The organism is Deltaproteobacteria bacterium, from assembly GCA_026388415.1.
Lineage (GTDB): Bacteria > Desulfobacterota > Syntrophia > Syntrophales > JACQWR01 > JAPLJV01.
Genome location: JAPLJV010000020.1, coordinates 20842 through 30632 on the forward strand (window position 1 = coordinate 20842; position 9791 = coordinate 30632).

Below are 9791 nucleotides of genomic sequence, written 5' to 3' on the forward strand. Positions count from 1 at the left end.
CTTACGGTAATAACTTTAGGTGAGACGAAAGCGGACTCCAAAGCCTCCCTGAGGGTAATGCCAATCCAGAGCCCCTTTGTCGCAAGCGAGCAGGCACGTACCACATTCAAGACACGGCTCGTAGGCGAAATCTATCCTGGTTCTCGCTTCATTCCATTGATAGCAGGCGGCGGGGCAGATAAATGTGCATGCTCGGTGAGTGCATGACTGGCAGATATCGCGGTTTATCTTGATGTGGGCTTCCTCGTAAATCCGGTAGCTTACGAGGTCAAAAAGATCGTCAACTATCATACGCTCGCTCTTAATCCTTTCACCAGGTCTGCAATCACCTGTTTTATGGGCAATGCTTCTTTTACAGCATCCCAGCCAAGGCGGCCTGTCTTTTTTCTTGGCTTGCCATCAGAACGGTACAGCTCCTCCATGATTCTTCCCACAAGGTTGGGATATGCGGAGAAGAGACGGTCATTATGCATGAGGCCAACCGTTTTTTCAAAAGTCTTCATGTCCTTCAGCACAAAACTCTCTTTGAGGCGATCATCGTATTGGCCCAACTGTCTGGCCGAGAAATCACCTTTTTGCAAGGCTGCGACGATCGTCTCTGCTGCAAGAAAACCGGAGGTCATGGCCAGGTTCATCCCTTCCTGGTTCAGTCCATTGGTATAGCAAAGCCCTGCGGCATCACCGGCCAGGAGCACTCCATCACTGAACAGTCTGGGCACTAACTTATATCCACCTTCCGGCAGAATGTGGGCCGAGTATTCCACTAATCGCGCATCCCTGAGGATCTTCCCGACAGGTTCTGAAGAAAGGAACCGCTGCAAGAGGTCGTACGGAGCCAAACTGCTGGCCTTCAGAGAATCCAGATGAAATACAAGACCCACAGAGAGTGTTTCCAACTGGGTATAGATAAACCCGCCGCCCCGGATTCCCTCGGTACAGCCAAGAAATTCCTGCGTAACCCCCTGCCGTCGCACCAAGCCAAATCGTTTGTTGATTTCCTCTTCGCTTAAGCGGAACAGGGCCTTGACTCCCAATGCCATATCCGATGCTTGGGGTGGTTTGTAAAACCCCAATTTCTTGGCAAGGAGTGACAGCACTCCGTCAGAGAGGATGGTAACAGGTGCCCGGACTTCCCCGGCTGTTCTTCCAATCCTGATTCCGGCAACCGTCTTCCCATCCATGAGGAGGTCCTCGACAAGACATCCGGTGAGGAGGTGAACGCCGGCCTCGCGGGCCTTTCCGGCCAGCCATCGGTCAAATACCGGCCTGAAGAGAGTGTAACCATTATAGGGCGGATCATCAAATCCCTCCGACTCAAACGCCAGAGATGTGCTCGAAGATTCTGAAATGATCGTCAGAACCCGCTTGACAACATGACGCTCCCAAGGGGCCTGTTCCCAGAAATCGGGCAGAAGGCTCAGCGCCACTGGACAGTTGGGAAGCATGCCTCCGAACATGTTTTTTGCTCCGGGCACATCGCCACGCTCAACAAGAAGCACGTTAAGTCCGCTCTGGGCCATCCGGAAAGCTGCTGTACTCCCTGCAGGCCCTGCACCTACCACGATTGCGTCATATATTTTCATGAAACGCCTTCATCTCTGAATTGTTTTATCCGTTTAGCCAGTTTGGGAAGCAAGGTGCGCAAATCGCAGACGAACCCCTCGTCAGATACATTAAAAATAGGCGCCCGGGGGTCAATGTTGACAGATATAATTTTCCTGCCCTCATGAATGCCCGCTACATGGTGCGGCGAGCCGGAAATCCCCAGAGCCAGATAGAGTTCGGGAGAAACTGTTTTCCCCGTCTGTCCAATCATTCGTTCCTTGGGCAGGTACCCGTCGTCCACCACCGGCCTGGTAGTGCCAATGGATCCTTCCAGCAAGTGAGAAAGCTCCTCCACAAAATCCAGGAGTTCAGGATCAGCGCAGCCGATGCCAGCCCCGATAATGCGCTTCGCACTGGTAATGTCTACCGTTCTGTAATCTGGAGGAATAATCCCGAGTGAAACGGGCCCGATAATTTCAGGGGGAACATGAATGGGGATATGATGTATCTTCAGGGGCACAAATCTACTGCACCCTCTTTTCTCCAGGGAATCTGGTCTGATAGTGGCAATTTCATGGTAAGGCTCTAGAAAATATGCTTCCTGTTCCAACTGACCGCCATAGACATATCGAACATAGAAGATGGCCTGATCTCTGACGCGTATATCAACACAGTCACTGACTGCTGCTGTACCCAGGTAGGACGCAACGCGCGGTGCAAGCTCACCTCCTCTGTCCGTGTGGGCAAACAGGAGGCACCGGAAGGGTATATCCTGCAGAGCAACTTTTACTGCCCAGGCAAACACCTCACCACTGTATGCAGAAAGGCCTTCGTCCTCAAGGAGGTAAAGATTGGCAACGCCGCTTTGATCAAGATCTTTGATATCTTCCGCAAGATTCCCGATGGACAGTACGGAGAGGCTGCCTTCCAGAAGGGATGCTATTCTGTCGCCTTCTGCGAGTAGACCCTGGTTAATCTCCTCTCTCCTATCACCAGAGGATTCAAAGAAAACAATTATATCCCTTTCTTTTTTCATACCCTCCTGCCAGCCGCATAACCCTCGTAGATCGCCATATCTACCTTCCTGGGAGCCACACAGTCGCCGACCCGGTAAAGCTCGGGCACGCGACCTTTTAGTGCGTAGTACAGGGAATCGTCCACTTCATTTCCCATGGCCGTGACCACAGTATCAAAGTCGGAAAATACCTGTCCTTCATTGGAGTAGACGTTCAGGCCGTGTACCTCTGTACCACGTATTTCGATTACCGCAAAATTGGAGGTAAAGGACACCCCTTTTTGCATAAGCCTCTGCCGTGACAGGTATAAGTCCTGACTGGGGCCTAATTCAGAACCTACGAAGAGTGCAGAGGTAACAATATGAACCTTTTTGCCCAAATCTGCCAGATATTCCGCCGTACTTGTGGCCTGGTGGTGGCCATCGTAATCAATGAAAAGTATCCTGTCCCCTATATCCGCTTCGCCTTTTAGCACCTGCCAGATATTGAAGACCCTTGGCCCATTGCAGCCTGCCACGGGGCATCCCTTCGGCTTCGATCCCGTAGCTATGATCACGGCGTCGGGGGCCTGGGCAATTACAAATTCCGGTGTCACCACTTGACCCGTGACGACAGGGACCTTAAGCCTCTGCAACTGATTGCGCTCGTTCCGGATGATAACTCCGAATTCCTCGCGGCCCGCACCCTGCATGGCAATGGCTACCTGTCCACCCAGGTTCTGCTCCTTTTCATAAAGGGTGACGCTGTGCCCCCGCAGGGTCGCTATTTTTGCTGCCCACATACCAGCCGGACCGCCACCGACTACCATAACCCGCTTCTTCCATTTCGTTGCGGGAAGACGCAGCTCATCCTCGTGCTGTTCGTTGCCTACAAAGGGGTTTTGGATACAGCCAATGGGCCTATTCAGCCCGACACGTCCGTAGCAACCCTGGTTATCGGCGATGCAGTACCGGATCTCATCTAATCGCCCTTCTTTAGCCTTGTTCAGCAGATTGGGGTCACAGATCTGGGACCGCACCATACCGATCATATCGGCCTGCCCGTTGGCCAACACCTTTTCCGCCAGGGCAGGATCATTGATGCGCCCCGTGGCAAAGACCGGCAGCTTGATGGCTTCTTTTATCCCTGCGGCCAGGGGAACCGCATAGCCCAGAGGCATATGCATTGTGCCGCCTACCAGATATAGATTATAGAAGGTCGAAAGGGAGAGGTCCATGAAATCTATCGCCCCTGATGCTGCAAGGATTTTCGCGATTTCTTTCGCATCATTGAGGGTGATCCCCCCCCAGGGGAGCATTTCGTCAGCACAGAGGCGTAAGCCCACAGTGAAATCATCTCCCACTATCTTTCTCACGGCGGAAATAAGTTCCAGGGGAAAGCGCATCCGGTTCTCAAGGGTACCACCGTACTCGTCACTACGGAAATTTGTCAGGGGGGACATAAACTGACGGGCCAGCGAACTATGACCGAACTGGAGTTCAATACCATCAAAACCACCCTCCCGGACATGGATGGCTGATTTGCAGAAGTATTGGATAACCTCTTGAATGTCTTCAATTTCCATCTGCTTGGGAATCTCCCGGAATAATACATCCGGCACCGGGGAAGGGGCCCATACCGGCAGTTTTGACAAGGCGCCACTGCACTGTTGGCCATTATGATTGAGCTGGGCAAAGATCTTCGTCTCATATTCATGGACTGCCCGCGTTATTTTCTTATATCCGGGAATAACCTCCGGTTTAAATGCCTCGATGAGTTTTTCATAGGCACGGTCAGTGGGGTGTACCGATTGCTCCTCCGTGATAATTAGTCCGGTACCGCCGCGTGCTCTTGCTGCCAGATAATGGACATGTCTTTCCGAGGGGAGACAATCTTCGGCAAAGTTCGTCAGGTGAGCAGAAAAAGATGCCCGGTTGGGAACCACAACTTGGCCGATTTTCAAAGGCGAAAACAGATGCTTAAATTGTCCTTGCATTTAACGATACTCCATCGTTTTATTTTATTACACTACACAGGTAAGAGCTGCTGCACCTGTATCATGCACTCGGGATCAGAACGGTTGATTGATTGGGTAAGGAAATATGCCACAGCCGGACAGCCGCCATGGCACTGGTCAAACCGGCTGCACTGCTCGCAGGATTCAATCCTGATGTTACGAATCATGGTGAAGACAGCAGACTGGGTCCAGATTGTGGCCAGCGATTCTTCCCGCACATTTCCGGCCCGGAAAAAACTGTCCTGCAGGAAGGCGCAGGGATACACGCTGCCGTCCGGCAGAACGGCGCAGGTCATCCGGGCCGCCCCGCACATGTTGAGACCCAGTTCACGTCTGTCTTCCGCAGTAATAGAAAAGAAAGAGTCGCCGGTCAGTATATCTCTATGGCTGCTTAAGAATTTCGATAGTTCAGCGAGCTGGTCTTTCTCCAGATGGTATGTATCCCACACGCTCTTCGCATTGCCTGAAGGACGAAACCGGGACAATCTCGTTTTTAGCCCGTAACGCCTTCCCAGCTCATATATCTCTAAAATATCTCTGAAATTGATCCTTGTTACCACAGTATTGGTGCTGGCATTAGGGAAGTGGCAGGCAGCAAGCAGTTCAATCCCGGAAATAATGCTCTCGAACGTACCTTCCCCTCTGATCAGATCGTTCGTGGCGGCGGTTGCTCCATCGAGGCTTACCTGGATATAGAGCAGCTCCATCGTTGCTAATTTTCTTACCAGCGGCTCCGTTAATGTGGTGCCATTGGTGCTCACGCACGTCGTGATCTCTTTGGCGTGGGCGTATTGAAGGATGTCAAGAAAATCTTCCCGTAGAAAAGGCTCGCCGCCGCCAAAATTAATCTGGAAGACGTCCATCCGGTCAAGGTCATCAATGAACCGGCAACACTCAATGAAATCTAATGTCTCATCGCAGTTCTCCAGTATACCGGCAGAGAGGCAATGGTGGCATCGCAGATTACATTGGCCAGTTATCTCCCATGTTACATTTACCGGCGCTTTAAGTAATTCGTTGTAAACCAAATTATGCGTCAACGATCAGCCCCTTTGTCAGCAAAATTTCCAGGACACGCTGTACCTTTGCTTCTCGTTTTTTTAAATGCCCGCATATTACGATCCCGCGGATTCTGCGAGAAATGAAAGCAATATCCAAAAGATCCCCTGATCTTATAAAAGTCAGCCGTGTATCTCTGCTGTTATAGAAGAGCAGACCGAATGTCTCCCTTCTCACCCTCACACCAGGTGAGAGATGGTAAAACTTATCTTCACCTACAATGGCTTCTACATCTATCATAAGATCAATAAACACCGCAGATGCCATCTACCGTCAAATCTTCTACTTCAATCTCCTCTATAATATCCGGAAGGTCTTTTCCCTCCTTTTTTTCATCGTCCTGTTTCAGTTCTTTTTCCGCTCTGCTTTTCATCTGTCACTTCCTTCCTGTTAAAGTTTGCGTTTCATGCCTAGAGGACCGCCTCTGTGGTAGTTCTCTCATCGGAAGCCGGGGGCAGCCATACCAAAAACGGCTGCCCCCGGTAGACTTCTCATATAAAATTAATCCCACGCGCAGATCCAGCGGCCCTGAATCTGTCTTTTCACCATAGCGTCAGCGACGTCGTTTATCTGTTCAAGCTTGAATTTCTTTGTTATTAGCTTGTCCAGTTTGAGGTCGTTCCTCGTTATCATGTCCACATACCGAGGAATATCCAGATGTGTGGATATAGAACCATACAGATTCCCCATAATAGCCTTCTGATGAAGTGGCAGCAACCCAAGGGGGAGATTCGTTGTCTGGCTAAAAGGAGTGATGCCGGGTACAATGACCCGCCCGCCAATACCCGTAGACCACCATGCCTGAATGATGGCTCCGGGATCGCCTATGGCTTCAAAAGCAAACTGTACGCCTCCGTTGGTAATCTCCTGAATCTTCGGAACGGGGTCCTCTTTGGAGTTGCAGATGAAATGAGTTGCGCCGAATTCCTTGGCCAGCGACTCTTTGCTCGCTTCCAGGTCTACGGCGATCACGGGGTTCGCATGCCTCAGTACGCATGCCCGCAGGACATTGAGCCCCACGCCGCCGAGACCATAGATTGCCACTGAATCCCCCGGCTGAACATTGGCCGTATTGGTCACCGTGCCCCACCCGGTCGGTACACAGCAACCCATGAGACAGGCCCAATCAAGGGGAAAATCCTTCGGGATGGGAATCAGGCCCCCTTCAGGGACAACACTGTAATTGGAAAAGCCGGAAACAAAATTCCCGTGCAGAACTTCTTTCCCTTTCTTATCTTTCATTCTTGAAGTCCCATCGAGCATCGTCCCGGCGAGAAAGTATTTGAATGAGCCGCTGCAGATATTGCCCATGCCTCTGCGGCAGGCCGGACATTCGCCGCAAGGTACCATCCAGGTTCCCACCACATGGTCACCCTTCTTGATTCTTGTGACACCGGGACCTACCTCTTCAACGATCCCCGAGCACTCATGTCCTGCCACAAGGGGCAAGGCGATGGGAATCTCTCCTAACTGCAGGTGCAGGTCCGAGTGGCAGTATCCCGTGTACGCGTATCGAACCAGGGCCTCCCCTTGCCTTGGTGGTTCGAGCTCCAGCTCCTCAATGGTATAGGGTTTATTTACTTCTCTTAAAACTGCTGCCTTGATCTTCATAATAACTTCCTCCTTTTTCTGAATGTGGTAATGTCAAACCATCTTGCTTCTCTTTTAATAAAGCCTCTTTGTTATTCCTTACTTTCCTTCCAAAGAGCGTGCCTCCCACCACGCCTAAGAAGTAACTCCTCTTCGATTGTAAAAGAACAGCAAAACATGCTACGGTTCTGTGCCTTCCAGTTACGGTTTTTGCTGCCCAGCAGCATCAGCCGGCCCAGGTGTCGGCGCCAAAGGCCAAAAATCCCAAAAGGATGTATACAACACCCACACCGGGAACGTTACCCCCAGCATAACACCGCCTATGGCGAACATATTACCGGGATACACCATAGCCTTTGCGCCAAAGTGCCAGTTGCAGAAGGCTAAAATCCCATAGTACCCTGCCATGCCGAGAGGTATGCCCACAATGGCGTTGACAAACCCGCCCAAAGGCTGCTTCATGGTGCTTCCCGGCCACGTCTGAAATACCGTGAGGAGCATGAGAAGTCCGAATATGTAGCTGATGCCGATGGCCAGGAATTTGAGAGGTTCTATGTTCATGACGTCAATGCCGATCTTAAGTGCCACATAACCGATAACGCAGCACAAAAGGGTGAATACAATACCCATAACAGGCTGCTTCATAAGCCCCGGAAATTTTGACAAAGGCCACATGCCCGTGTGTACCAAAATCCACATGGGAACCATGATCCAGAGCATATAGGCGATCATCGTCTCCCACGGTATTGGCCCATGAGGCGCCAACTGGGCGAAAGCCGCAAGGGGGCCACCCTGAGCATAAAAGGGGACGTGTGGTATGGGAGACGGATTCACGCCGGTCGGGTATGAAAGGAAATCGAAATTGTAGAGGCTTGATACTACCCAGGCCCCCATGACAAAAGCGGTCACAAGCGTCATTAAGCCCTGTGCGGGGGGAGACATTTTATGCCAGGGCCATGTGCCGAAGCCGATAATATGAAAGAACACAAAGACGATCGACGTGATGAGTGCGATGGCAACAAACGGTTGTACGACCCAGTCGCCCCGATAGCGCAGAAAGGCGATACAGTAAATTGTGCCCAATGTCATTGTGAGAAGGGTCAAAGCCAAACCGCGCCACGCCTGATGCAGACCCTGCGTGGGGGGATACTGAGCGCCCCAGACCAAACCGATGACTGCCATTGTCGGCACCATCGACATGGTTATGAAGGTGAATATGCCGTTGAACGTTTGAAGGTCAACAGTGGCCGACATGGTAAAGGCCAGTCCAATTGTGACAGCCAAAGCAAAGAGACCCCTACCCGGCTGTCTGACAGTCCAATCTGTCTTGGTGCTCGATCCATCCATAATTAAACCTCCTTTTTTTGAATATTTTTGAATACCCTATCCCCCGGCTATTGGCAGGAATACCTTCACCTCACTACCATTATCCAACTGATCGGTGGGTCGCTTGGAAATATCTCTTTCTCTTCCATAATTATATCCCCCTAAATCAGAATGGTCGACCAACTACCACCCCTCAGGGGTCGTCAGCCGTAGAACACTAAAACTGAAGTGTTGAATCTATGTCCGCTTCCGACACATCAAAAACCAGCCCCGATGGAGGCAGCGGTTCTTCAAGGAAGAACTTGGGCATACGATCGTCCCGGCTCGTAAACCCCGCGGCTTTATTGAACTTCATTTCAGATTGCAACACCGACACGCCAAGGTTCATGAGGTAGTTCTCGTCAGAGGCCTGACCCGTGGCCGCCGTAGCACACTCAACAAGATATTTCTGCAGTTCTGGCATATCGAGAAGAGGCAGGGATGCAAAAAGACACATCCCCAGGCTATCAATGGCAGCAAAATACCACTGGAGAAATCCGGAAATCTGATTTTGACCGGTCGGGGAGGTAGGGTTGTAGGTCGGGTTTGCCGGGCTGGGGAGCGCATTGCCGCACGTATGATCAGCGCCCATAGGCGAGGTTGCATAGGTGACGCCTGTACCTTTCAGTACACGGGGATCATAGGCTGCCAGGGATTGGCCCTTCACCTGGGGGATCCTTTTGGCGCCGAGCTTCTGGCCGGTATGTAAACACCCGTTGCCGATCATAAGGCCTCGTTCCGTGCCCCTGCCTGTCTCTTCTACGAGTCCGAAGGCCGCCTTGCCATCACCCCAGGGCAGCATACCGGCCTCCATGGCCACCGCCAGGGCTGCTCCTACTTCCATGGTATCGAGACCAAGATCATTGCAGAGACGGTTAAGCCGGGCCACATCATCAAGGTTTTCGATCATGCAGTTAGACCCCATGAGTCCCAGTGTCTCATATTCCAGGCCAGAGACTATCTCGTCGCCTTTCTCGTCGGTATAGACGTTGGAGCAACTGATGATACAACCTGCCATACAGCGGTGCACTGCTTTGCTGTTGGGACGGTTCGCCATGGTGGCAACCATGGTCTCGCCAGAAATCTTCTCGGCCCCTGCGAATTGGCCCAGGGAGTAATTTTTTGTCGGAAGTGCGCCAGCCCCATTAATCATATTGACCAGCAGCGGGGTGCCCAACTGCTTCAGTCCTTCCATGAGTGGATGGGTGAGGATGCCTTTC

The 9791-nt window shown here is 51.6% G+C and carries 10 protein-coding genes; all 10 read right to left on the bottom strand.

All coding sequences use genetic code 11. The features are described from left to right. Window positions 1–15 precede the first annotated feature (15 nt). A complete protein-coding gene (locus tag NT140_04990) occupies window positions 16–291 on the bottom strand; it encodes a 4Fe-4S dicluster domain-containing protein (protein ID MCX5831231.1) in 276 nt (91 codons plus the stop codon). Then, window positions 288–1583 carry an FAD-dependent oxidoreductase gene (locus tag NT140_04995; protein MCX5831232.1) on the bottom strand — a complete coding sequence of 432 codons (1296 nt, stop codon included), beginning with the start codon at window positions 1581–1583 and terminating at the stop codon, window positions 288–290. Before NT140_04995 ends, NT140_04990 begins: the two co-directional genes overlap by 4 nt. Continuing rightward, complete coding sequence (locus NT140_05000) at window positions 1580–2581, bottom strand: electron transfer flavoprotein subunit alpha/FixB family protein (protein ID MCX5831233.1); 1002 nt, start codon at window positions 2579–2581, stop codon at window positions 1580–1582. Before NT140_05000 ends, NT140_04995 begins: the two co-directional genes overlap by 4 nt. After that, the gene (locus NT140_05005) at window positions 2578–4536 is read right to left on the bottom strand and encodes a mycofactocin system FadH/OYE family oxidoreductase 2 (protein MCX5831234.1); all 1959 of its coding nucleotides are present in this window, start codon (window positions 4534–4536) and stop codon (window positions 2578–2580) included. The genes NT140_05000 and NT140_05005 overlap by 4 nt, the downstream gene beginning before the upstream one ends. A 32-nt stretch (window positions 4537–4568) precedes the next feature. Then, window positions 4569–5597, bottom strand: a complete 1029-nt coding sequence (gene mftC, locus NT140_05010; protein ID MCX5831235.1) for a mycofactocin radical SAM maturase — start codon at window positions 5595–5597, stop codon at window positions 4569–4571. After that, a complete protein-coding gene (gene mftB / locus NT140_05015; protein MCX5831236.1) occupies window positions 5587–5883 on the bottom strand; it encodes a mycofactocin biosynthesis chaperone MftB in 297 nt (98 codons plus the stop codon). The genes mftC and mftB overlap by 11 nt, the downstream gene beginning before the upstream one ends. Next, window positions 5861–5989: a variant-type mycofactocin precursor gene (gene mftA, locus NT140_05020; protein MCX5831237.1), complete on the bottom strand. Its 129-nt coding sequence runs from the start codon at window positions 5987–5989 to the stop codon at window positions 5861–5863. The genes mftB and mftA overlap by 23 nt, the downstream gene beginning before the upstream one ends. Window positions 5990–6117: 128 nt before the next feature. After that, window positions 6118–7227, bottom strand: a complete 1110-nt coding sequence (locus NT140_05025) for a Zn-dependent alcohol dehydrogenase (protein MCX5831238.1) — start codon at window positions 7225–7227, stop codon at window positions 6118–6120. 180 nt (window positions 7228–7407) lie between these two features. Further along, on the bottom strand, window positions 7408–8553 hold the full coding sequence (locus tag NT140_05030; protein MCX5831239.1) for a hypothetical protein: 1146 nt from the start codon (window positions 8551–8553) through the stop codon (window positions 7408–7410). Between the two features lie 196 nt (window positions 8554–8749). Next, a partial coding sequence (locus tag NT140_05035; GenBank protein MCX5831240.1) for an aldehyde ferredoxin oxidoreductase C-terminal domain-containing protein occupies window positions 8750–9791 on the bottom strand: 1042 nt, incomplete at its 5' end.